Annotated in this window: 31 protein-coding genes; 20 read left to right on the top strand and 11 right to left on the bottom strand. The window is 71.0% G+C overall.

Going from position 1 to position 19,467, the window contains the following annotated elements; all coding sequences use genetic code 11:
- Positions 1-151: 151 nt before the first annotated feature.
- A complete protein-coding gene (locus ACGFI1_RS39110; RefSeq protein WP_392792735.1) occupies positions 152-1,315 on the bottom strand; it encodes a hypothetical protein in 1,164 nt (387 codons plus the stop codon).
- Positions 1,302-2,399 (bottom strand): hypothetical protein, encoded by a 1,098-nt coding sequence (locus ACGFI1_RS39115; protein WP_138639419.1) that lies wholly within the window; start codon positions 2,397-2,399, stop codon positions 1,302-1,304. Before ACGFI1_RS39115 ends, ACGFI1_RS39110 begins: the two co-directional genes overlap by 14 nt.
- A 127-nt stretch (positions 2,400-2,526) precedes the next feature.
- Between ACGFI1_RS39115 and ACGFI1_RS39120 the strand changes: the two genes are divergently transcribed.
- The 5 genes from ACGFI1_RS39120 (at position 2,527) to ACGFI1_RS39140 (ending at position 3,936) form a co-directional block, all read left to right on the top strand.
- On the top strand, positions 2,527-2,805 hold the full coding sequence (locus ACGFI1_RS39120) for a hypothetical protein (protein ID WP_392792736.1): 279 nt from the start codon (positions 2,527-2,529) through the stop codon (positions 2,803-2,805).
- On the top strand, positions 2,802-3,011 hold the full coding sequence (locus tag ACGFI1_RS39125; protein ID WP_387076607.1) for a hypothetical protein: 210 nt from the start codon (positions 2,802-2,804) through the stop codon (positions 3,009-3,011). Before ACGFI1_RS39120 ends, ACGFI1_RS39125 begins: the two co-directional genes overlap by 4 nt.
- Positions 3,008-3,235, top strand: coding sequence for a hypothetical protein (locus ACGFI1_RS39130; RefSeq protein WP_387076605.1), 228 nt, complete (start codon positions 3,008-3,010; stop codon positions 3,233-3,235). Before ACGFI1_RS39125 ends, ACGFI1_RS39130 begins: the two co-directional genes overlap by 4 nt.
- 30 nt (positions 3,236-3,265) lie before the next feature.
- Positions 3,266-3,508 (top strand): hypothetical protein, encoded by a 243-nt coding sequence (locus ACGFI1_RS39135; RefSeq protein WP_392792738.1) that lies wholly within the window; start codon positions 3,266-3,268, stop codon positions 3,506-3,508.
- Between the two features lie 89 nt (positions 3,509-3,597).
- A complete protein-coding gene (locus ACGFI1_RS39140) occupies positions 3,598-3,936 on the top strand; it encodes a hypothetical protein (protein ID WP_392792739.1) in 339 nt (112 codons plus the stop codon).
- 413 nt (positions 3,937-4,349) lie between these two features.
- On the opposite strand, the gene ACGFI1_RS39145 is transcribed toward ACGFI1_RS39140, so the two are convergent.
- Positions 4,350-4,730 (bottom strand): GntR family transcriptional regulator, encoded by a 381-nt coding sequence (locus ACGFI1_RS39145; protein WP_387076600.1) that lies wholly within the window; start codon positions 4,728-4,730, stop codon positions 4,350-4,352.
- A 127-nt stretch (positions 4,731-4,857) separates the two neighbouring features.
- Here ACGFI1_RS39145 and ACGFI1_RS39150 point away from each other — a divergent pair, with 127 nt between their 5' ends.
- The 11 genes from ACGFI1_RS39150 (at position 4,858) to ACGFI1_RS39200 (ending at position 12,569) form a co-directional block, all read left to right on the top strand.
- A complete protein-coding gene (locus tag ACGFI1_RS39150) occupies positions 4,858-5,253 on the top strand; it encodes an SCO3933 family regulatory protein (RefSeq protein WP_392792740.1) in 396 nt (131 codons plus the stop codon).
- A 14-nt stretch (positions 5,254-5,267) separates the two neighbouring features.
- Positions 5,268-6,608 carry an FtsK/SpoIIIE domain-containing protein gene (locus ACGFI1_RS39155; protein WP_392792741.1) on the top strand — a complete coding sequence of 447 codons (1,341 nt, stop codon included), beginning with the start codon at positions 5,268-5,270 and terminating at the stop codon, positions 6,606-6,608.
- Between the two features lie 106 nt (positions 6,609-6,714).
- Positions 6,715-7,026 carry a hypothetical protein gene (locus ACGFI1_RS39160; RefSeq protein WP_392792743.1) on the top strand — a complete coding sequence of 104 codons (312 nt, stop codon included), beginning with the start codon at positions 6,715-6,717 and terminating at the stop codon, positions 7,024-7,026.
- Positions 7,023-7,874 (top strand): DUF2637 domain-containing protein, encoded by an 852-nt coding sequence (locus ACGFI1_RS39165; protein ID WP_392792745.1) that lies wholly within the window; start codon positions 7,023-7,025, stop codon positions 7,872-7,874. The genes ACGFI1_RS39160 and ACGFI1_RS39165 overlap by 4 nt, the downstream gene beginning before the upstream one ends.
- Before the next feature lie 18 nt (positions 7,875-7,892).
- Complete coding sequence (locus ACGFI1_RS39170; RefSeq protein WP_392792746.1) at positions 7,893-8,105, top strand: hypothetical protein; 213 nt, start codon at positions 7,893-7,895, stop codon at positions 8,103-8,105.
- A 17-nt stretch (positions 8,106-8,122) separates the two neighbouring features.
- Positions 8,123-8,278 (top strand): hypothetical protein, encoded by a 156-nt coding sequence (locus tag ACGFI1_RS39175; RefSeq protein ID WP_386876570.1) that lies wholly within the window; start codon positions 8,123-8,125, stop codon positions 8,276-8,278.
- Positions 8,279-8,377: 99 nt separating this feature from the next.
- Positions 8,378-9,799: a replication initiator gene (locus ACGFI1_RS39180; RefSeq protein WP_392792748.1), complete on the top strand. Its 1,422-nt coding sequence runs from the start codon at positions 8,378-8,380 to the stop codon at positions 9,797-9,799.
- Positions 9,781-9,960: a helix-turn-helix domain-containing protein gene (locus ACGFI1_RS39185; RefSeq protein ID WP_138633223.1), complete on the top strand. Its 180-nt coding sequence runs from the start codon at positions 9,781-9,783 to the stop codon at positions 9,958-9,960. Before ACGFI1_RS39180 ends, ACGFI1_RS39185 begins: the two co-directional genes overlap by 19 nt.
- Complete coding sequence (locus ACGFI1_RS39190) at positions 9,960-11,237, top strand: tyrosine-type recombinase/integrase (protein ID WP_392792749.1); 1,278 nt, start codon at positions 9,960-9,962, stop codon at positions 11,235-11,237. Before ACGFI1_RS39185 ends, ACGFI1_RS39190 begins: the two co-directional genes overlap by 1 nt.
- A 304-nt stretch (positions 11,238-11,541) precedes the next feature.
- Positions 11,542-11,898, top strand: a complete 357-nt coding sequence (locus tag ACGFI1_RS39195; RefSeq protein WP_392792750.1) for a hypothetical protein — start codon at positions 11,542-11,544, stop codon at positions 11,896-11,898.
- Positions 11,895-12,569: a DUF2637 domain-containing protein gene (locus ACGFI1_RS39200; protein ID WP_392792752.1), complete on the top strand. Its 675-nt coding sequence runs from the start codon at positions 11,895-11,897 to the stop codon at positions 12,567-12,569. Before ACGFI1_RS39195 ends, ACGFI1_RS39200 begins: the two co-directional genes overlap by 4 nt.
- A 65-nt stretch (positions 12,570-12,634) precedes the next feature.
- Here the strand turns inward: ACGFI1_RS39200 and ACGFI1_RS39205 are convergent, their stop codons facing one another.
- Positions 12,635-12,877 (bottom strand): hypothetical protein, encoded by a 243-nt coding sequence (locus ACGFI1_RS39205; RefSeq protein WP_392792753.1) that lies wholly within the window; start codon positions 12,875-12,877, stop codon positions 12,635-12,637.
- Between the two features lie 178 nt (positions 12,878-13,055).
- On the opposite strand from ACGFI1_RS39205, the gene ACGFI1_RS39210 reads away from it, so the two are divergent.
- A complete protein-coding gene (locus ACGFI1_RS39210) occupies positions 13,056-13,316 on the top strand; it encodes a hypothetical protein (RefSeq protein ID WP_392792754.1) in 261 nt (86 codons plus the stop codon).
- Between the two features lie 77 nt (positions 13,317-13,393).
- Here the strand turns inward: ACGFI1_RS39210 and ACGFI1_RS39215 are convergent, their stop codons facing one another.
- Positions 13,394-13,666 carry a GntR family transcriptional regulator gene (locus ACGFI1_RS39215; protein ID WP_392792756.1) on the bottom strand — a complete coding sequence of 91 codons (273 nt, stop codon included), beginning with the start codon at positions 13,664-13,666 and terminating at the stop codon, positions 13,394-13,396.
- 83 nt (positions 13,667-13,749) lie between these two features.
- On the opposite strand from ACGFI1_RS39215, the gene ACGFI1_RS39220 reads away from it, so the two are divergent.
- The 3 genes from ACGFI1_RS39220 to ACGFI1_RS39230 are packed head-to-tail and all read left to right on the top strand — an operon-like array spanning position 13,750 to position 14,554.
- The gene (locus ACGFI1_RS39220) at positions 13,750-14,022 is read left to right on the top strand and encodes a hypothetical protein (protein WP_392792757.1); all 273 of its coding nucleotides are present in this window, start codon (positions 13,750-13,752) and stop codon (positions 14,020-14,022) included.
- Positions 14,019-14,309 (top strand): hypothetical protein, encoded by a 291-nt coding sequence (locus tag ACGFI1_RS39225; protein WP_392792759.1) that lies wholly within the window; start codon positions 14,019-14,021, stop codon positions 14,307-14,309. Before ACGFI1_RS39220 ends, ACGFI1_RS39225 begins: the two co-directional genes overlap by 4 nt.
- Positions 14,306-14,554, top strand: coding sequence for a hypothetical protein (locus tag ACGFI1_RS39230; RefSeq protein WP_392792760.1), 249 nt, complete (start codon positions 14,306-14,308; stop codon positions 14,552-14,554). Before ACGFI1_RS39225 ends, ACGFI1_RS39230 begins: the two co-directional genes overlap by 4 nt.
- Before the next feature lie 111 nt (positions 14,555-14,665).
- On the opposite strand, the gene ACGFI1_RS39235 is transcribed toward ACGFI1_RS39230, so the two are convergent.
- The 6 genes from ACGFI1_RS39235 to ACGFI1_RS39260 form a co-directional block, all read right to left on the bottom strand.
- The gene (locus ACGFI1_RS39235) at positions 14,666-15,127 is read right to left on the bottom strand and encodes a hypothetical protein (protein WP_392792762.1); all 462 of its coding nucleotides are present in this window, start codon (positions 15,125-15,127) and stop codon (positions 14,666-14,668) included.
- Positions 15,128-15,315: 188 nt separating this feature from the next.
- Positions 15,316-17,559, bottom strand: a complete 2,244-nt coding sequence (locus ACGFI1_RS39240) for a hypothetical protein (RefSeq protein WP_392792764.1) — start codon at positions 17,557-17,559, stop codon at positions 15,316-15,318.
- A complete protein-coding gene (locus tag ACGFI1_RS39245; protein ID WP_392792765.1) occupies positions 17,549-17,977 on the bottom strand; it encodes a hypothetical protein in 429 nt (142 codons plus the stop codon). The genes ACGFI1_RS39240 and ACGFI1_RS39245 overlap by 11 nt, the downstream gene beginning before the upstream one ends.
- Positions 17,978-17,979: 2 nt before the next feature.
- Positions 17,980-18,165, bottom strand: coding sequence for a hypothetical protein (locus ACGFI1_RS39250; RefSeq protein ID WP_392792766.1), 186 nt, complete (start codon positions 18,163-18,165; stop codon positions 17,980-17,982).
- A 31-nt stretch (positions 18,166-18,196) separates the two neighbouring features.
- The gene (locus ACGFI1_RS39255; protein WP_392792767.1) at positions 18,197-18,958 is read right to left on the bottom strand and encodes a hypothetical protein; all 762 of its coding nucleotides are present in this window, start codon (positions 18,956-18,958) and stop codon (positions 18,197-18,199) included.
- A gap of 46 nt (positions 18,959-19,004) precedes the next feature.
- A complete protein-coding gene (locus ACGFI1_RS39260) occupies positions 19,005-19,466 on the bottom strand; it encodes a helix-turn-helix domain-containing protein (RefSeq protein ID WP_392792769.1) in 462 nt (153 codons plus the stop codon).
- Between the last annotated feature and the right edge of the window lies 1 nt (position 19,467).

The following is a 19,467-nucleotide window of genomic DNA, read 5'->3' on the forward strand; positions in this document are numbered from 1 at the left end:
GCGGGCGACGTGGCGCGGCGGGACCGGACGGGACAGGCCGCACGCCCGGCGCGCCGGGGCGGTCGGCCGCCGGCGACCGCGGAGCGGGCGCCCTTGAAGACGTATAGAAAGTTCTCATCCGGTCGGCGGGTTGCCTAGCTGACCTGCGGTTTTAGCTGTCCTGGCCGCCGATTGCGGGGCCTGCTGGCCAGAGGGTCTCTAGGTCGGTCGGGGTGAGTGGGTCTCGGTAGGCGGCCTGTAGGACGGTGCTCCGCGTGGGCTTGTCGGCGTCGGCGAGGTTGGCGAACCAGTCAATGCCTGCGGGGTAGGCCCAGAGGTAGGAGCGTAGTTGTGGGTTGGCTCCTCGGTCGGTGAGGAGGTCGGCTATGGCAGCGTCCTTGATCCAGGGCATGCGGAAGCGGGCGTGGTCGGCCAGCTCGGTGATGCTCGCGCCCTGGTTGAGCGCGATGTGCAGTTCGGCGCGCACTAGTTGGTTGTAGTGGTCGAACCTGGTGCGGGTGACGAGTAGCTCGTCGTCTGGGGTGATGAAGAGGGGTAGGGCTTGGGCGAGTCCTTCGAGGAGGACTTGTTGGGGGGCGTGTACCGACATCAGGCGTACCCAGGGGACGTCTTCGGCTGCTGCTCGGGCTGACCAGCTCGCACCCTGGAGGCCGTGGCCGAGTACCTCGTGTAGGGCGAATTGGCGGGCGGCGACCTTGGTGAAGCTGGCGCGGCGGAGGTTGAGGCGTAGGCGGACCTTGTCGCCGGCGCCATCCAGCCAGTACGCCCAGTAGGCGTCTACCTCGGTGGTCTCGATGGTGAGGTTGAACGGGGCCGTGCTGCCGGTGGCCTGGCGGACGGCTTGTTCGTAGTCGGTGGCGGCCTGGCGGATCGCGTCGGGGGCGTCGTCGGTCTCGATGGGGCCTTCGATGGCGTTGAGGTCGCGTGCGGTGTCGGGGCCCCACTGGATGCCGAGGGCGGTCAAGGCTTGGCGGGCCTGGTCGCCTCGGTGGGTGATGTAGCCGTCCTGCCATCCGGCGGCCGGACATCCCTGGGTCGCCCGGACGTAGTCATTGAGCGGGGCGTGTTCGCCGAGGAGAGCGCCGAGGTATGCCAGATCGGCAGTGAGACGGGCGGTAAGGCGGGCGGCTCCGGTCTCGATGGTGCGGGCGTGGAGGCCGGCGAGGCGCTGGTGGACGGCCAGGCGGCTGCTGGCCGGTTCGGGGACTGCGGTGGTGGGGGCGCAATCGAAGTCGATGACGGCGGCTGATCCGCGGCCGGTCTCGTAGGCGTGCCAGGCTCGTAGGGTCGCCTCGATCTCGTCACGCAGGTTCACGAATCGGCTCCCAGCGCAGCGTCACGTACTGGTTCGGACGCAGGTGGTCACGGGTCAACGACATGACGGCGTCCTGACCCTCGACGTCCCAAACGAGGCTATCCGTGGCGGAATTCTCCGAACCGTCCGGGTGCTCCTCGGTCGCGGTGCACCCGCCGAGGTCGACACGGCGTTGCCGGACGCTGATCTCGTAGCGGCGGCAGTAGCGGGGCATCGCCTCGCGCCAGTAGTGGTTCAGGTCGAACTTGCCGCCCTCGCAGACATAGCCCACGCGGGCCCACTCCCCAGGCCGTAGCGGCGGGGAGATCTGAAAGGCGAACTTGGCGAGGTTGGTCGTGTCGTGGATGCGCTGGATGGCGATGCGCCGGTCAATGTCGGGGACCGGCTTGATGGACAGTGGGCCGGTGGTGTGCTCGAACCACACTTCACGCGACATGCGCGCCTGAGGCGTATCACTGAGGTTCAGCAGGTCGAAGCGGTATTCCAGGCGCGCGGCGCCGTCCTCGGCAATCTCTAGACCGATGGTCTTCGCCAGCTCGACGACGTGGCCGGAAAGGCCGGCTAGTTCGGTGATGTCGGCATCGTTCAGGCGGCGGTCGCGCTGGAGTTGGAGGAGTCTGCGGCCGAGGTCCTGGGCGTGGTCGCTGGTGGCTGCTCTGGCGGCTGCGAGCCGGGCCTTGGCGGCGGGGATCGTGCGGGTGGTGGTGCCCCAACTGATCTCGCCGGTCTGGGGGGTGTCGATGTGGTGTTCAAGGGTGGTGAGCAGCTCGGCGACGTCGGGGGCCATGGGCTCGTCCGGGTCGCTCTGCGGCTGGTTGGACTCCTTCGGCGGGCACGGCTCGAAGAGTTGTTCAGCCGTCCAGCCGGGGAGCATCTTCTCCAGCACGCGGCAGTGATGCGGGTACGGAAGCCCCTTGAGTTCACCGCTGAGCCAGCGGTGGAACTGTGCTCGGCTGGGCCAACTCCCGACAAGGCCGGGGTCAATGCCCTTTGCCGCTTTGTCGTATTCGCCGCAAAACGTCTGGTGCGTCTGCCAGTGCTTCTCTCGAAGTAGCACTTTCAGCCGTACGGGGGGATTCGCCATCACCAACCTTCCGACGGCAGGAACGTAACACAGACGAGCATCAGACGAGACAAGACGAGAACGATCCGTCCTGGATGCGATACAGGCGGTAATGCGACGTGACGTGTCTCCCGGCCACCTTAGAAGCGTGAACACCGACACCACTCCTGAGATCGAGTTGTTGGCGGGGCTGCGGGCCGAGTTGACCGAATACGAGGTTCGATCCGAGGTCCGTGACGACGTTGCCGGCCTGGCCGTCTTCACCGACGGGGGCGGGGTCATCGTCTGGGTCTTCGTCGGGTACTCCGGGCGGTACTTCTCCTGGGACCAGGACGGGTGCCAGCACCTGGTCAACGACATGCCGGGAGCGGCTCGGCGGATCGCCGAGCAGGTCCGTCCGGGCGGCGCCGAGGTGGTGACGTCGTGAACGGCCTCGCCGGTAGCGGAACGTCGACGCTGATCAAGCGACTGCTGGACGGCTTGCAAGCCGACTTCCCCGGCTGGTCGATCGCGCGCGAGTGCTCGGGCCGCTGGGTCGCCAAGCGGCGCGGGTGGGGTGCCTTGTACGGGCAGAGCGCGGCTGAGCTGCGCAACCGGCTCGACCAGTTCACCGGATCGGAGGACGCGCGATGACTGGCAACCGGCGGGCCGCCGTCGTCCGCATTCCCCCTGCACGGCAATCGAGGACCAGGAAGAAGGCGGTCGGACTGACCGAGGAAGAGCGTCAGCTCCTGCTCGCGGAACTCGCCGAGATCACTGCGGAACTCGATGAACTCCACGCACGGACGCGGCAGATCACGGCTCGGGTTCACGGGACTGAATCGACCTGTCCGGCCCGTGAGAGCGGGGCGGCCTGAGATGAAGGACTCAGAGTGAGGAACCCCGCGATGGAAACGCATGCGCAGAGCGAGGACCCGGCGCTCCGGCAACTCCGGGAAGAGTTCACCGGTCACCGGATCTGGCGGGCGCGGCGCTGGGACGGGCGTTTGGGCGACTGGGTCGCCACCCTGCGCGACCCGGCCGCCGGCGTCGAGCCGACCGTGATCCGGTCGGACGCGGCGTCGCTGCGGGAGGCGCTGAAGCAGGAGCGGCAGCGCGCGGGCCGTCCGGTGATGAAAAGGGCCTGGTGATGGTGGCGTGGACCCCGCCGCCATCACCGGATGGGGTCGTCCCTGCGCTGGGTGGGACGGCCCTGGGGGAGGCTGAGGCGGCGCGGCGGGTGCTTATCCCCCCGGATGCACTCGTCGCGCTGCCTCGGCCGTTCACCGCACGGCGGCACCTCAACCGGCTCGCGCGGACACTGCGGCGACGGGCCTGGACGGTGGACCGCCGGTACGCCGAGACCCGGCCCATACTGCGGGTCTTCTTCCCCGACGCGCCGTGCCTGGGCGACAGCATCACCGTTGCGGCCGGGGACGGCGGCTGGTGGTACCGGTCCAGCACCGGCGAACTGCTCGCACCGTGCGCGGATATCGACCTGGCCGTGGCGCGCGTGACGACAGCCCTGGACCGTTGGATCTCGGCCGCGGGCTCGTCCGGGGAGACGGACGGGTCCTGATGGACGCCGGCGCGGCCCTGGAGGAGATCGCCGAAGACTTCGGCGTCCCGTGCTGGCTGGGGCCGTACACCCGGACGTATTGGGCGCTGGTCCGCAGTAGGGACGGATGGCGCCTGGTTGAAGCGGTGTCGGTACGGGAGCTGGCCATGGCCATTACGCATCCCGACGGGTGGCCATGGCCTTGACGGCCGCGCGGTAGGCAGTCGGTGGGGCACCTTGGGCCTTGCCGCGCGGCCGTCGCCAATCAAGCTCGGAGGGAAGGGCCCAGGGTGCGCGGTGCGCTGAAGGGCAACAGGGTGGTCTGAATCCCTGCGTTGGCGTCGCGAGTCAGCGGTGCTGATTGCGGATGTGCTTCGTTTGGGGCGTGGTCCTACCCTCGGGCTGCTGCCCTGTGGACGGCAACGTGACTTGGATTAGCTGTCCCTCGTTCGCTCGTCCAAGTCGTCAAGCCTGGCGCTCAGGCGGCGTAGTTGGCCCCGGATGTCCTGAAGTTGAGTGAAGAGGAGTCGGAACTCCTCGCTTCGCTCCGGCGGGGCGTCGCCGGCCTCTTGGGCGTCCGGGGTCGCGATGACGGTTGCGCCACGAGCACCCTGCCGAGTGGTGACCAATCCCTCTTCGCGCAGGACGGCAATCGCGTTGCTGACGGTCATCCCTGAGACGCCGTACTGGTCGGCGAGTCTGGCACCTGGCGGCAGGGTCTCCCCCACCGGGTAGACGCCGGACGCGATGTCGCGGCGCAGGTCGTCAGCGATGCGCACGTACGGTTTGCGTCGGTCTACCGGGCCTTTTGCCATGTCAGGCAGTCTACGCCTGGACTAGGTCTCTAGGTACCTGCAGAAAATTTCGGTCTAACGCTTGACTTCATCACTTACCTAGGTACCTTGGTATCTAGGTAGTTCACTTCAAGCCTGGAGGGGCTTCATGCGCAACATCCCGGTGGACGTGTCGGCGCTGACGTTCGTGTGTGTGTCGCCGCCGCGTCCCAAGCTGGTCAATCAGGAGACGGGGGAGGTGAAGACCGACCGCAACGGTCAGACGGTGTTCACGGTGGGTCTGTCGGCCGCGGACGCGTCGGGGCGGGTGGACCTGCTGAACGTGGCGGTGGTCGGGGACCAGTCGGTGACGATCGGAGAGGTCGTGACGCCGGTCGGCCTCGTCGCGTTCCCGTGGGAGGCGGTGCTCGGGGGTGAGAAGCGGTGGGGCGTGGCCTACCGCGCCGACCGGATCGCGCCCGTCTCCTCGGCCGCGCCGTCGTCGCCCTCGTCGGCCTTCTCGTCGGGGTCGTCGGATGCGTCCGCTTCGGCGGGCGTGGCCTGAACGGCGGCCCGGTCATGACTGACCTGCTCTGGGTGCTCGGGGTCCTGGCCGCTGCGGCGGCCGGGCTCTGGGCCTGGCGCCGCTTTCACCCGGCCTCGTTCTGGTACGGCGTCGCCTTCCCGCTGCGGGCCGTGCTGGTGTATCTGACGTGGCATCACGTCGCCTCGGGCTGCAAGCTCACCCGTAACCGGCGGCGGTTCCGGCTCACCCTCGACGCCATCCCCGTAGTCGGTCCCGCCTCACGGTCCGCCGCAACGGTGGTCGAGCAGAAGCGGCGGGTGCGGCGCGTCGACGTCGAACGCGCTCCCCGCCTCGGCGTCCTCCGGCCGACCCGGCTCGGCTGGCGCATGCGGCTGCGCCTGCACGATGGGCAGGTACCGGCGGACTACGAGAAGGCGGCGGAGGGGATCGCGCACGCCTGGCGCGTCCACTCGGTTCGGGTAGTCGATGTGCGGCCCGGATACGTGACGCTGTGGGCCACCATGCGTGACCCGCTGGTCGACGTCGTCACCGAACCCGAAACCGGCGAACTGCTGACCGTGCGGCCGGGCAAGCTGGAGAACGGCCGTGACTGGCTGATCGACTTGCGCACGGTCCCGCACTGGCTCAACGCCGGGGCGACACAGTCGGGCAAGTCCAACCTGGCCAACGCGCTCATCAAGGGCCTGGCCCCGCAACCGGTCGCCCTGGTCGGCTTCGACCTCAAGGGCGGGGTCGAGTTCACCCCCTACGCGCCTCGGTTGTCGGCGCTGGCCACCACCCGCAAAGAGTCGGTCGACCTGCTGGCCGATCTGGTCGGCGAGGTCGAGAACCGCATGGCCACGTGCCGCGCGCACGGTGCCCGCAACGTCTGGACGCTCCCCGAACACCTGCGGCCCGTCCCTGTCGTGGTCCTGGTGGACGAGGTCGCCGAGCTGTTCCTGATGGCCGACAAGTCCGAGAAAGAGGAGGTGTCGCGGACGGCTACCGCGCTGCTGCGGGTCGCCCAGCTCGGCCGGGCGTTCGCCGTCCACCTGATCGTGTGCGGGCAGCGCATCGGCTCCGACCTCGGACCCGGCGTCACCGCACTACGCGCCCAGCTCTCCGGGCGGGTGTGCCACCGGGTCAACGACCCGGAAACCGCGAACATGACGCTCGGCGACCTGGACCCGGCCGCCCTGGACGCCGCCCGCACCATCCCCGCCGAGACACCCGGCGTCTGCATCGTCGCCGGCCAAGACGGCGCCTGGCACCGCGCCCGCTCGGTGTTCGTCCCCGAGCGTGAAGCCGAGCAGGCGGCCCGCGACTGGGCGCACCTGACCCCGGACTGGGACGCCCTCGTCGGCTCGGTCCCGGCCGTCGACCCGGCCGCGTAACCGGCCCGGCTCCCTCTCTCCTTCTTCTCCTCTGGCTCGGTGTGAGCCCTGATCGCGCCACGTCCCTACCCGACCCATGCCCGAAACCCGTCCTGGAGGCTGCCCGATGGTCGCCCGCGTCCGCGCCCTTCGTCCCCGTCCTCGTCCCCGGTTCAGCGTCGTCCCGTCCCCGTCCTCGCCGTCCGGCTCGTCGTCCTCGGGCTCGTCCCGGTCGTCGGTGGTGTCGTCCTGGGACGTCTGGCCGGTCGGCGTCGAGTGGGACGAGTTCCGCTCCCTGCACCTCGCCCGCTGCCAGCGCTGCGCCGACTCCTTCGCCTCCTCCCGCTCCGGGGAGGTCGACGGCTGGGCCGACACCCACCGCTGTGACCCGGAACTGGCCGCGCTCCTGGCGCTCGTCACCTCCCGGCGGGCGGCATGACCCGGCGCATCCTCGGCACGGTCGCCGACTCCGGGCCGGTGGTGGTACTCGCGGGGATCGCGGCCGCCGGGTCGTTCACCCACATCCGCGACACCGCCACCGAACACGGCCAAACCGGCTGGATGGCCTGGGCCATCGCCGTCTGCATCGACCTCACCTGCGTCATGGCAGCCGGAGAGCGGCAGCGCGACAAGAGCACCGGACGCGACACCGGGCGGCTGTCGTGGCCGACCGTCGTCCTGGTCGGCGGGATCCTGCTGTCACTGGCCGCCAACCTCGCACAGGCCGACCCATCGGTCTGGGGCTGGATCACCGCGGGCACCCCGGCGGGCGCGTTCCTGGTCGCGGTGTCGATGCTGGAACGCCGCAAGGCCGGCCCTGGTTCGGCGGCCCGTCCTTCACCGGTCCCGGACTCCTTCGGCCGCCCGTCCCCGTCCTCGACGCCGACTCCGTCCTCGGCGGGCTCGTCCGTCCCATCCTCGTCCGCGTCGCCGTGGGTGGTGTGGGAGGACGAGCGGCCCACGGTCACCGCCGCCGTCCCGGCCGTCAAGCACCACACCACCGAGCGGGGCGAGGACGAGCAGGACGGCCAGACCTCCATCCCCATCCCCGCCGAACGCTCCGCCTCGACGCCGTCCGCGTCGTCCTCGGCCGCGTCGCCCTCGTCGGGCTCGTCGGCTCCGGCCGGTCCGCTGGTCGACTTCGCCCGCCGCGTCGCTGCCGAACACGAAACCGAGCACGGGCGGCCCATCACCCGTGACGCGCTCCGCGCACGCCTCGGCGTCTCCAACCAGCTCGCCTCAGACCTGCTCCGCCAGCTCCGCACCGAAACCGCATCGCTCGCCTGACCGCTGGAGGAAACCGCAATGACCACTCGCACGGATCACGCCAACCCCACCACCTCGTCCGGCCAGCCGACCCCGATCGTGCCCGGCCACCTGTTCGCCCGTCACCCGCGACCGCTGCCCGTGCTCCTGGTGCTCGTCGTCGGGTGGGTGTGCGGGACGTGCGGCGGGGGCGGGGTCGCCTCCGACGGCTCCACCTGCCCCGACTGCAACGGCCACGGCCACACCCACTGACACGAGAGGCACCCGCCATGTTCCTGCGCCGCTGCGCCTTCGCCGCCTTCTGGCTCGTCCTGGGCCTGTTCCTGGTCCGCCAGCCCGAGAACGCCGCACACGCCGTCCGCGCGATCGTCGGCGGCCTGGCGCTGGTCGCCGATGCCCTCGCGCGGTTCACCACCGCCTTCTAGATCCCCGGCGTGGCCGCTGTCGCCGGCAAGCATCCGCGGCCACGCCGGGGTCGCCCCACCACCCGCAACCACCCGCACAGGCGAGGAGACCGCCCCATCATGCCCGACCCGGCACCCGCCATCAGCCCACTTGCCGCACGCGACATGGCCAACCGCTACAACCGCGCCGACTTCCGCGCCTGGGCACGCCGCGCACACGCCACCGGAGGCTGTGCCCAACCAGTCCACCTACGCGGCCGCGTCACCCACCTCGACCCGCTGACCGGCGAGATCCTGCGCCACTACTCCACTGCCCGTGAGCCGGGCGGGGTGCTGCGGGTGGCCTGCAAGACCCGGCGGGCCTCGCGCTGTCCGGCGTGTGCAGAGGTCTACCGGGCCGACACCTACCAACTCGTCCGCGCCGGACTCGTCGGCGGGAAAGGCGTCCCGGACACCGTCACGACGCATCCGGCGGCGTTCGTCACGCTCACCGCGCCCTCGTTCGGTCCCGTCCACTCCCGCCGTACCGGCAAGGGCGGAGGCGTGGTGGCCTGCCGTCCCCGGCGGGAGGGCGGGACGTGCCCGCACGGGCGGCCGGTCTCCTGCACCGTCCGCCACGCTGACGGGGACCCGCGACTCGGGCAACCGATCTGCGGCGACTGCTTCGACTACACGGGGGCGGTGCTGTGGAACGCGCACGCCCCGGAACTGTGGCGGCGGTTCACCCTGGCCTTCCGGCGCTACGTCGCGCGGTCGGCCGGGCTGCGGGTCTCCGACCTGCGGGACGTGCTCACGGTGTCGTTCGCCAAGGTCGCCGAGTACCAGCGGCGCGGCCTGGTCCACTTCCACGCCGTCATACGCCTCGACGGACCCGGCGGCCCCGACAACCCTCCTCCCGCCTGGGCTTCCCTTGACCTGCTCAAGGCGGCCGTGGATCACGCGGCGGGCGCGGTCACCGTCTCGTCACCTGCTGCGGGCGACATCCCGGCGACAGAGCACGTGTGGGGATCGCAGATCGACGTTCGTCCGATCACCACCACGGGGGAACTGACCGATAGCGCGGTCGCGGGCTACATCGCCAAGTACGCCACCAAAGCCGCCGAATGCGTCGGCACCCTCGACCGCCGCATACGCCCCACCGACGACCTGGCCAACCTCCCCGTGAGCGGCCACGCGCGGCGGCTCATCGCCGAATGCCTGCGCCTGGGCGCGATCGAGGAATACGCCGGGCTGCGGCTGACCGAGTGGGCTCACATGCTCGGCTTCCGCGGCCACTTCTCTACCAAGTCCCGCCGCTACTCCACCACCCTCGGCGCGCTGCGTGCGGCGCGTATCGAGCACAACCAGCGCGAACACGACGACATCACGACCGGTCGCCTGCCCTTCGATGACGACCAGGTCCTCGTGATTGCGCACTGGCGCTACCTCGGCCAAGGCATGACGCCTGGCGAAGCACTGCTCACCGCTGCCCTGACCGGCAAACCGCTGCCCCCACTTACCACCACCGATGAACGGAGTACCGCGTGCCCAAGCTCCTGCTGACCGTTCCCGAAGCAGCCAAAGCCTTGGCCATCTCGCGCAGCAAGCTCTACGAGCTTCTCGCCTCCGGCTCGCTGCGCTCAGTCCGCATCGATGGCTCTCGCCGCATCCCGCTCAACGCCCTCAACGACTACATCAACACCCTCATGGAAGAGGCCGCCTGATGATCGACTCCGCCGACAGCGGCAAGCCACGCCTGCCTTCCAAAGCCATGCCGAGTAGTAGAGGCAAGACGAGCAAGAGCCGGCCCAAGCTGCGCGATGGAGTGATGAGGCGCGGCAATACTTGGTCCTATGTCATCCGGGTGACCGACCCCGAAACTGGCGTCTCAAAACCCAAGTGGGTCGGCGGGTTCGTCACCGAGGACGCTGCGAAGGAGGCGCGCGACGAAGCACGGGTCAAAGCGCGGCGCGGCGAGTACATCGACCGCAACGCCATCACCGTGGCCGAGTACCTGGACGAATGGCTCGACGCTCACGCCGTCGAGATCAAGCCCAAGACCCTCGCCGACTACCGGCACCTGATCGACCGACACGTCAAGCCGAACATCGGCGGCCTGCGGCTCCAAGCCGTCCGCCCCGGCCAGATCACCAAGCTCTACCGCGACCTCGTCACCACCGGCGGACGGCACGGCACGGGGCTCTCGCCTCGGACTGTCGCCTACGTTCACGCCGTGCTTCGTAAGGCGTTTGGCGACGCCGTCCTGGTCGACCAGGTCATCCCGTCCAACCCGGTCGAGCGCGCTAAACGGCCCCGGATGCGTTCTGCCGAGCCCGGCGAGGTCTGGACGCCTGCGATGCTGCGGGCCTTCCTCAAGGTCGCCGAAACACACCGGCTCTCCGCCTTCTTCCACTTGGCGGCGTACACCGGTGCCCGGCGTGGGGAGCTGCTCCACCTGCGGTGGCGTGATGTCGACCTGGACGGCGCGTCCATGCAGATCAAGGGCTCGGCGTCGTTCATCGCCGGCGAGCGTATCGAGGGCACGACCAAGAGCGGCCGGTCCCGCACGGTCAGCCTCGACGCCGGGACGGTCGACGCCCTCAAGGCCCATCGCAAGCGCCAGCTCGCCGACAAGCTTAAGCTCGGCAAGTCCTGGAAGGGCGCCGACAAGGAGGCGGACGGCTACGTCTTCGCCACCGGATGGGGCGAACCCGTCCACCCCGACACCGTCTCATCCCTCATGACGTCCCTGATCAAGCTCCACAACACACCCACGGACGGGACGTCACCGGCTGAGCCGCTCCCACACGCGCGGCTTCACGACCTCCGCCACATCCACGCGACGACCCTCCTCCTGGCGGGCGTCCCCGTCCACGTCGTGGCCGCTCGACTCGGCCACGCTGACCCGTCCATCACGCTTCGGGTCTACGCACACGTCGTCAATCAGCAGCTCGTGGAGGCAGCCGAGATCTTCGCCAAGCGAGTGGAGGACGCCGCCTAGATCAGATGCCCTGTTAGCAAGACCGTTAGCAAAAGCCCCCTTGCGGAAGATCGCAAGGGGGCTTTCACCTGGGCGCACCCGAAGGGATTCGAACCCCTAACCTTCTGATCCGTAGGGGAGTGGAACCCGTCCGGGACAGTCCGCACAGTCCGTAGGCGCAAGTCAGGGTCCGGCAAAAGTCCAGTTCAGACGCCCCGATCCGCGACCGTCCGCACCTTCCGTGAGACGGATGTGAGACGGGGCGGCCCCGGACACGGTGAGCCCATCACCGCCCGGGGCCTGAGCCCGGAGGAGACCCGGACCCATGAGCAACACTCCCACGACGACCGGCCTGAGCGCCGAGACGCGCGCCATCATCGGCGTCGTCCTCGAAGCGCTCGACATCCCGTACGCGGCGACCGCCGCGCACGAGGAGACCCGCACGAAGATCCTCGCCGACCGGGTCATGCGCGTCACGGTGGCGTTCCAGCTCATCGCCGAACGGGACGACGCCGACCACCTCGCCGACAGCCTGAAGTGGCTGCGGGAGAGCCTCGACGAGAACCCGGCCGCCGGGTACGTCACGCCCGAGCAGGCGCGGGCCCGGTGCGACGCGGGCGCCGGCTGGATGGACGCCGTTCGCCTCGACTACGACGGCCCGGCCGTCCAGGCGGCCCGGTGAGCGGCGGGAAGGGCTGGGCATCGGTGGCGTTCGGGCTCGGCGTCGCCGTGTCGGTGGCGGCGAACGTCGCCCACACGTACTACATCCCCGGCGCCGGCCGTCCCCCGGTCGGCGCGCAGCTCGCCGCCGCGTTCTACCCCCTCGCCCTGCTGCTCGTGGTCGAGATCCTCGCGCGCGTCCCGTGGCCGGGCGGCCTCGCGTGGACGGCGGCCCGGTACGGCGGTACCTCGGTGGTCGCGGGGGTCGCGGCGGTGGTGTCGTACCGGCACATGGCGGCGCTGCTGACCGCGTACGGCGAGGACGCCTTGACGGCCCGGATTGGGCCTCTCGCGGTGGACGGGCTCATGGTCGTGGCGTCGTTCGCGCTGCTCGCGATCGGCCGTCAGGCGCACGCTGAGGCCGCGCCCGTGGCGGTGCCGTCACCTGCGGCCCCTCCGGTCGCGACCGTGGTCCCGGACGGCGAGGCCGAGGCGGCCGAGCGGGACGAATTGCGCGACGAAATGGCGCTGTCCGGGCCGCCCGCAGACCCGCTGATCGCGACCGCCCGCGACCGGTTCGGCGAGGTGCTCGCGGCCGGTTCCGTGCCGTCCCTGCGGGCGCTGCGCCGGGAGCTGCGGATCGGGCACCCGCGCGCCGTCCGGGTGCGTGAGGCGCTCGCCGAGGGCGCGTAGGCCGGGCGCGAGGAAGGGCCGTCACCGGGTGCTGGTGGCGGCCCTTCAGGCTGTCCGGGGGTCGGCTACGGCGCGCCCTTCCCGCTGCCCTTCCTGCGCGGCTCAATGCCGTGCTCACGGGCGATCGTCCGCACGTGCGAGCCCGTGAACGGGGAATGCATGGCGACGTCCGTGGGGCGGGCGCCGGCCTTCAGGGCGGCGACGACGGCCGCCACCGTCTCCTCTCGCGCCTCAACATGCGCCCGCTCTGTCTCTCTGTAGCGGCGCGTGCTGGCGTCGAGCGCCTCCAGTGCTTCGTTCGCGTCCATAGCGCAAGAGACTACCGCAAGCCGCTTGCGCAATCCGGATCAGTGATGCTTAACTAGCCATAGCGCAAGTCACTTGCGCAATCGGCTGACACCAGAGCCCCCCGCCTCCGAGCGGGGCCCGGAACGGCGATCACAGCGCCGCCCAGGCCCCTTGATCCGACCCCAGGAGGTCGAACCCATGTCGAACACTATCGACGCCGCCACGCTCGCCGAAGGTCTCGCCGAGCTGCGCGCCCAGGGCAACCGGTTCGCCGAGCAGGCCGCGGAGCGACGGAACCGCGGGGACGCCGAGCTCGCCGACGCGCTGGACGCCGCCGCCGCCGGACCGGCCGCGCTCGCCGACGCGATCGAGGACGGCGGCGACGCCGGGGCCGCCATGGTGGACTGCACGCGCGCCTACGAGCGCCTGACGGCCGTCTACGCCGCGCGGAACGCGTAGCGCCTCCTGCTCGACCACGGGCGCCCCGTCCCCTCTCTGAGGGCGGCGGGGCGCTTCCGCGTGCGGGGACGGGCGTACTACTCGCCCGCGTCACCCCCGGCCTGCTCGGCGACGAACGTCCCGCGCCCCATCACCGTGACGATCAGCCCGCGGTCGCGCAGCTCCTGCGCCGCACGCCGGACGGTCAGGTACGCGACGCCGTACTCAACGGCGAGGTCTCGTTCCGCCGGCAGCCTCGCGCCCGGTGGCAGCTCGCCCGCCTCGATGCGCGCCGCGATGTGATTCGCCACCTGGACGTACATGTACTCCGGGCCGTCCTGGACCGGTTCGAACGGCGGGACCTCGCTCATACCGGGGAACGTACGGCTACGCCTACCTGCGCAAACCCATGGAAGGCTATACATGGCCATACACAGCGTCGTACGGTGACGACATGAGTTCCAGACGCGACCCCACCCCCGATGACCTCGCCCTATGGGCGCAGGAGGCCAAGCAGCTACGCGCCGACTTCCCCGCTTGGGCCGTCCACCACCACGTTCGGAACGCGACGGATCTGCCGTGGGAGGCCAAGCGCCACCCCTCCAAGTTCCCGCCCGGCGGCGGCGTCGGATGGCTGCGCGCCGACACGGCGGACCTGCTCCGCGAGCTGCTCGCCGAGATCACCCAGTTGGACAGCGAGCGCGCCGGCGCGGAGGTGAGCCAATGACCGCGCCCGCGACCGGCGACTACCTGCAGCGCGCCGACGCACAGCTGCACGCCCTCCTGCGGGCGCTGAACCTCTTCGACGGCTTCACCTGCTCGATCGTCGATCGCGAGTTGCGGGTGACCCGGTACGGGGCGACCCCGCGCACCGAGACCGTCACCTGCGCCCCGCGGCCCAGCGACGGCGACCGGCTGTGGTTCTGGACGTCCGCTCGTCGGCCGCTCGGCGAGGCGGACCGTATCCAGGACTCGGCGCTCGCGCTGGCAGCCCACATGCCGCCGAAGCCATGACGGCCTTCGAGCACCTCGACCTGCTGCGTGCGCACATCGAGCGGCGCGTTCCCGAGCTGGCGGTGTTCCTCGCGCCTGACGCGAAGCTGCTGGCCGTCCACCGGCGCGGGCGCCCGTCCGTGCACATCAGGTGGAGCTATGAGGGCCAGTGCTACCAGTGGGTAGACGGCCCCGATGCGGGCGCCCGTGTCGGCGCCGACGCCGTTCGGGCGGCCGAGCGGATCGAGCGGACGCTCCTCACCTAGATCCCGCGCCCGCCGACGAGCGCGGTTGTCGGCGGGCGCGGCTTGGACGCGTGCCGGTCGTGGATGTGCTGTCCCCAAACAGGTCACGTCGCGGCCGGCACGCCCGGCCGGTCAGGCGGGCAGCTTGACCAGCGTCCCGCCGAGAGCGGCCCGCACCGCCTCCTGCGACTCGTCGTCCAGGTCGGCGACGTTCACCAGCCAGTTCGGGCCCCGGACGAGCGTGCCCTCACCGAGCCACCCGCCAAGCCGGGCGCGGACCCCGGCGCCGTCCTGGAAGCCCATCGCGATCAGCTCGGCGCCGTCGCCGAGGTCGCACCGAGACTGACTGGTCGCCGGGGGTGCGCCCGTCTCCGCGCGGCACGTGTCGGCGGAGACCAGGCGCTGCCGGTCGAGTATCGAGACGATCCCCGTAGCGCTGAGGCGCCCGGCCGTGGCGGTCGGCGGCGGGTCGTCGTCCGAGCGCGTCAGCAGGACGGCGGCGAGCACCGCGCAGACGGCCAGCACCAGGACGAGCGCGAGCAGGGCGAGGATGAGCGGGACGGGTGAACGGCGGCGCGGCGAGGGGTAGGCCACGGCAGGGCTCCTGCGGTAGGGGACAGTGCGGGGGACGTCGCCATGATGAGACGCGCGCAGGCGCGACAGAAGCCCATTCGGGAGGGCGGCCGGGAGCGGACACGGGCTGTGAGATGACGTGAGACGGCCCCGGAACTCCGCAGGTCGGAGCGGTGTACCGGGGCCGCATCGGATCAATGGTCAGATGCCTAGAACGCCCCGCCGCCGCGCGCGAAGGGGTTCGTGCCCGGGTTGAATACGTTGTATCTGCCGCCCTGCCGCTGGACGACCTCCCACAATTCCCGCTCGGACAGGACGCTCCCCGCGACGTGGACGTTCACGTTCGTGACGTGCACGACAGGGCCGCCCCCGCCGCGCGACACCGCCGCGACCGCAGGCGCGGCGGTGGACATCGAGGGCGCGCTACCGCCGGCCGCAACGCGGTTCATCATCGCGAGCATGGGGCCGAACATCTGCGCGGCCTTCGCGGTCATCACGAACTCGCCGTTCGACAGGCGGGCGAGGATCGAGTCCGACGTGCCCGTACCTGGGCCGCGCACCGGGCCGCCTGTCGGGTACCCGGGGATGCCGACCGGGCCGCCGACGGCGAACGCCGGAACCGGACCGCCCTCGGCGAACGGCCAGATGCTGGAGATGTTGATCCGGGCGACCTGCCTGCCGACCCAGTCCTTGAACCGCTCGACGGTCGATTTGGCCTCCTTGGTGTCCGCCGTGACCTCGGTGTGCTTGCGCTTCGGAATGCTGTTGGCGGCGCGCTTCACCCCGTACAGCTTGTCCGCGAGCTTCACCGCTTCGCTCCGGCTGTACCCCGCGGCCTCAGCCTGCTTGATGAAGGTGCGCCGCGCGCCCTCCATGTACTTGGCGACCTCGCGAGCGGACGCGCCGTTGTCGCGCATCGCAACGGCGGTGTCCTGCGCTTGCCGGGCAAGCCGGGTGAGCATCTGCTCGTTCTCGATGCCCTTTTGCGTCGAGAGCCCGTGCGCCTTCCCGTTGCGCTTGATCGTTTCCGTGACCTGAAGCACCGTCTGGGCATAGTTCGCCGCAGCCTCGCGCGCGGACAGGGTCTTGCCGGACAGCGCATCGAGCGACTGCTTGAGCTGCTGCGCGCTCTGGCTCGCGAGCTGCATGAGCACCTGCGAACGCGATTGCGCCGTGTTTGCCTGATCGGTGGCCATGGCCACACCGCGCAGAGCGCCGTTCATGACCAGCGTCCGGTCGCTGAACCCCTGCGCCTTCGCGATCAAGCCGTCCCACTGGTCCCCCAGGGTGTTCCAGATGCTCAGCCCGGACGGCAGCGCACGGTTCACGGCCTCCAAGCGGGTCAGGATGCCGATCAGCGAGGCCGCCGCCCGGACCACGGTCGCGAGGTTGCGGGCGAACTCGCCGAACGCCTTCGGGTTCGCCTCGACCGCCTCGGCCACGTCGGTGAGGCCGGCCGAGAGGTCGCCCAGGATGTCGTCCATCTCGGGGCCGAGGGTGGCCAGGACGGCCCGGAACGCATCGCCGAACCGGCGGATCATGGGGCCGAAGGAGACGAGTCCGTCCGCGACGTCGCCCACGAAGTCCCGCACAGCGGGCGCGAGGTCCGCGAACACCTGCTCCAGGTCGGGGCCGAGGGCGTCGAAGGTGCTGCGCGCGAAGCCCGCCATGTCGATGAGCGTGCTCTCCCAGGGCTTCGCCCAGGACTGCACCTCATCGACCACATGGTCTTTCAGGTCGCTGAACTCGGCCTTGACCTCGGCGTTCTTCGCGGCGGCCATGATCGCGACGGCCGACAGGGCACCGCCCACGGCGAGGGTGATGGCGCCTCCGGCGACGGAGGCGAGGAGCGGCAGCGCGAGGAGGCCAGCCTGGAACTTCAGCGGGATCTTGCCCAGGGTGTCGGAGACGCGGGACGCGGTGCGGCGACTGCGCGACTCCATGAGTTGGAAGGTCCGGTTGAACTCGTCCCCGAAGTCGCCGTACGCCTCGCGCAGGCGGCGCAGCAGCTGGTTGTGCTCGCGGAACTGCCCGGCCGCCCGGAAGCGCATGAGCTGCTGCTCAGCGGCGGCGCGGGCGGCCTGCCTCGCCAGTTCGCGGTACTGCTCGGCCTCGTTATCGACCTGCTGCGCGGCAGCCCGCGCGGCGCGGCTCTGCGCCATCTGCGCGCGCTCCAGCTCCCGCTGGGCCCGCGCGGCGGCCCGCGCCGCACGCTCCATGTCCCCAGTGCCCTCGGCGAGGCGCTCAGCCTCCCTCGCCGCCTCGGCCTGCGCACGGGCCGCACGCTCGGCGGCCTCCTCCGCCTGGTGGCCGAACCTGCGGACGCGTTCGCGCGCTTCGTCCTGCTGCTCACCGAAGTGGTCGGCCTCCCGCGCGGCGCGTTCCAGGTCGCGGACGTAGGCGGAGACGTCGGCGACGAACCGCTCAACGACGTCCGGGAGGTCAGCAGCCACGGGGCGCCCCCTCACGTGCCAGCGCGGCGCCCGCGAGCTTGCCGAGCACCTCGGCCACCGCCTGCGCGTCCCCGGCCGTCAGCGCGGCGTACAGCGCGCCGTCGGGGTCGGCGTCGCTGATGCCGAGCGGGGACGGCGGCACCTCCAGCGGCCGGGCCGGGTCTTCGGCCGTCAGCATGGCGGCGAAGTCGGTCGAGGTGGTGCGCATCTGCTGCAGGGCGCCCATCTTGCCCGTGAGGGTGCGCGCCATCGTGACCAGGGTCCCCACGTTGCGCGTGATCTGCTCGGCGAACTCCGCTTCACGGGGCAGCAGCGCGGCGAGGCCCTCGCGGTACTGCTGCACGGGGGTGAGCGGCGGCTTGGCCTTGACCTTGATCGAGGGGCGGTGCTTCGGCCGCCGGCGGGCGCGGGCGCTCACGGCTACTTGATCGCGATCGACGGGCAGACGCGGCCGCCGTAGCCGGAGAACGCCGCGGTGACGATCTCGTCCACGGTGATGCCGCGCGCGGCGGCGTCCGCCTGCAGGGCGGCCTTCACCCCGGCCGGGACGGTCACGGTGAGCGTCGCGTCGGGCTCGTTGCAGTCGGTGGTCTGGGTGCATCCCATGTCGGGGCTCCTCTTGTTCGAAGGGGTGCGGCTACGCCGCGTCGTCCTCGGTCTCGTCCTCGCCGGGGTCGTCGGCGGGGTGCTCGTCCGGCTCGGCCGCCCGAATGGTCACGGACTCGACCGCCACGCGCTCGGCGAGCGGGGCGGCGGCCTCGGCCCGGATCGCGCCGACGATCGCGCCGCCCACGGGGGCGCCCTCCCCTACGGCGGTCACCTGGTCGAGCAGCGGCGCCACCTGCGCAGCGAGGGTCTCGGCCTCGCGGGCGGCGACGTGCGCCGCGAGGGTCTTCCCGCCGACCGCGTGCGCGAGCTGGTCGTCCACGTCGCGCGCGATATCGGCCGCCGCCTGCGCGTTGACGCCCTTGATGCGCAGGTAGCTCGGCAGTTCCTCGGCCAGCGCGTGCAGCGTCTCCGGGTCGGTCGTGGTGGCGATGATCTCGTCAAGGGGAACGTCGGCCTTGAGCATCTCCCGCACCCGGTGCCAACGGATCTGCCGCCCGGTCAGGGCCTCCAGCCCGGTCGCCGGCGCGGGCCGCTTCGCGCGGGCGTGCGCGGCGACGGACTCCCGTGCCTCGGTGATCGCGTCGCGGAGGACGGCGGCGGCCTGCGCCGTGGTGGCGTTGACCCGCTCGCGCAGCTCGCGGGTACGGACCTCGCGGCCCGTGGGGTTGAGCGTCTCGTCCCGCCGGATCTCCTCGCGGCCGGCGAGCATCACGGCGCGGTGGTTCTCCAGGATCGCCCGGACGTCGGCGGGCGCGCCCCGGAGGATCTGCAGCGCCCCGTCGAGGGTCATCGACGGCTCGGCCGGCCTGCTCTGTCGCGTGAGGGGCCCTCGCGCTCTACGGTGCGCGTTGAGCTGGGTCTTGCTGTACTTGATCGGCATGGGGTTCCTTCAGGCTCTCGGGGTCAATCAGCCACTCGCGGCCGGGTCGCCGAGCCCGGAGCCGCCCCCGGCGGCATAGACGCCGTACGTACTCCGGGCTCGCGCCCATCAGGCCAGCCACTTCCGTGACCGTCATCACCGCTTCCACCGTGGCGGACGGCGCCGAACTAGTTCCGGCAGCGGAACCGGGCGCGGGCGGCTCGACCACGGCGTCGAGGTCAGCGAGGAAGCCCAGCAGCACCGGGGAGACCGTCACGCCGTTCACTCGGGCCCGGTAGACGACGTGATCGGAGAGCAGGTCGCGTAGCGGGCGGGCGAGCGCCGGAGGGACCGTCACGAGCCGTTCGGCATCTGACATCGCATCCGATGCGCCATGATCACACCCGGTGTCACCTGCGGGAACGTCCGGCGATGTCACG

The sequence above is a fragment of the Actinomadura geliboluensis genome (genome assembly GCF_043197915.1).
GTDB classification, from domain to species: Bacteria; Actinomycetota; Actinomycetes; order Streptosporangiales; family Streptosporangiaceae; genus Spirillospora; species Spirillospora geliboluensis.

Excerpts from the sequence above, each read along its gene's own strand:
- ACGFI1_RS39115 (WP_138639419.1), bottom strand. The coding sequence starts at position 2,399 with ATGGCGAATCCCCCCGTACGGCTGAAAGTGCTACTTCGAGAGAAGCAC.
- ACGFI1_RS39130 (WP_387076605.1), top strand. The coding sequence starts at position 3,008 with ATGACTGGCAACCGGCGGGCCGCCGTCGTCCGCATTCCCCCTGCACGG.
- ACGFI1_RS39135 (WP_392792738.1), top strand. The coding sequence starts at position 3,266 with ATGGAAACGCATGCGCAGAGCGAGGACCCGGCGCTCCGGCAACTCCGG.
- ACGFI1_RS39145 (WP_387076600.1), bottom strand. The coding sequence starts at position 4,730 with ATGGCAAAAGGCCCGGTAGACCGACGCAAACCGTACGTGCGCATCGCT.
- ACGFI1_RS39150 (WP_392792740.1), top strand. The coding sequence starts at position 4,858 with ATGCGCAACATCCCGGTGGACGTGTCGGCGCTGACGTTCGTGTGTGTG.
- ACGFI1_RS39155 (WP_392792741.1), top strand. The coding sequence starts at position 5,268 with ATGACTGACCTGCTCTGGGTGCTCGGGGTCCTGGCCGCTGCGGCGGCC.
- ACGFI1_RS39160 (WP_392792743.1), top strand. The coding sequence starts at position 6,715 with ATGGTCGCCCGCGTCCGCGCCCTTCGTCCCCGTCCTCGTCCCCGGTTC.
- ACGFI1_RS39165 (WP_392792745.1), top strand. The coding sequence starts at position 7,023 with ATGACCCGGCGCATCCTCGGCACGGTCGCCGACTCCGGGCCGGTGGTG.
- ACGFI1_RS39170 (WP_392792746.1), top strand. The coding sequence starts at position 7,893 with ATGACCACTCGCACGGATCACGCCAACCCCACCACCTCGTCCGGCCAG.
- ACGFI1_RS39175 (WP_386876570.1), top strand. The coding sequence starts at position 8,123 with ATGTTCCTGCGCCGCTGCGCCTTCGCCGCCTTCTGGCTCGTCCTGGGC.
- ACGFI1_RS39180 (WP_392792748.1), top strand. The coding sequence starts at position 8,378 with ATGCCCGACCCGGCACCCGCCATCAGCCCACTTGCCGCACGCGACATG.
- ACGFI1_RS39190 (WP_392792749.1), top strand. The coding sequence starts at position 9,960 with ATGATCGACTCCGCCGACAGCGGCAAGCCACGCCTGCCTTCCAAAGCC.
- ACGFI1_RS39195 (WP_392792750.1), top strand. The coding sequence starts at position 11,542 with ATGAGCAACACTCCCACGACGACCGGCCTGAGCGCCGAGACGCGCGCC.
- ACGFI1_RS39205 (WP_392792753.1), bottom strand. The coding sequence starts at position 12,877 with ATGGACGCGAACGAAGCACTGGAGGCGCTCGACGCCAGCACGCGCCGC.
- ACGFI1_RS39210 (WP_392792754.1), top strand. The coding sequence starts at position 13,056 with ATGTCGAACACTATCGACGCCGCCACGCTCGCCGAAGGTCTCGCCGAG.
- ACGFI1_RS39215 (WP_392792756.1), bottom strand. The coding sequence starts at position 13,666 with ATGAGCGAGGTCCCGCCGTTCGAACCGGTCCAGGACGGCCCGGAGTAC.
- ACGFI1_RS39220 (WP_392792757.1), top strand. The coding sequence starts at position 13,750 with ATGAGTTCCAGACGCGACCCCACCCCCGATGACCTCGCCCTATGGGCG.
- ACGFI1_RS39225 (WP_392792759.1), top strand. The coding sequence starts at position 14,019 with ATGACCGCGCCCGCGACCGGCGACTACCTGCAGCGCGCCGACGCACAG.
- ACGFI1_RS39230 (WP_392792760.1), top strand. The coding sequence starts at position 14,306 with ATGACGGCCTTCGAGCACCTCGACCTGCTGCGTGCGCACATCGAGCGG.
- ACGFI1_RS39250 (WP_392792766.1), bottom strand. The coding sequence starts at position 18,165 with ATGGGATGCACCCAGACCACCGACTGCAACGAGCCCGACGCGACGCTC.
- ACGFI1_RS39255 (WP_392792767.1), bottom strand. The coding sequence starts at position 18,958 with ATGACCCTCGACGGGGCGCTGCAGATCCTCCGGGGCGCGCCCGCCGAC.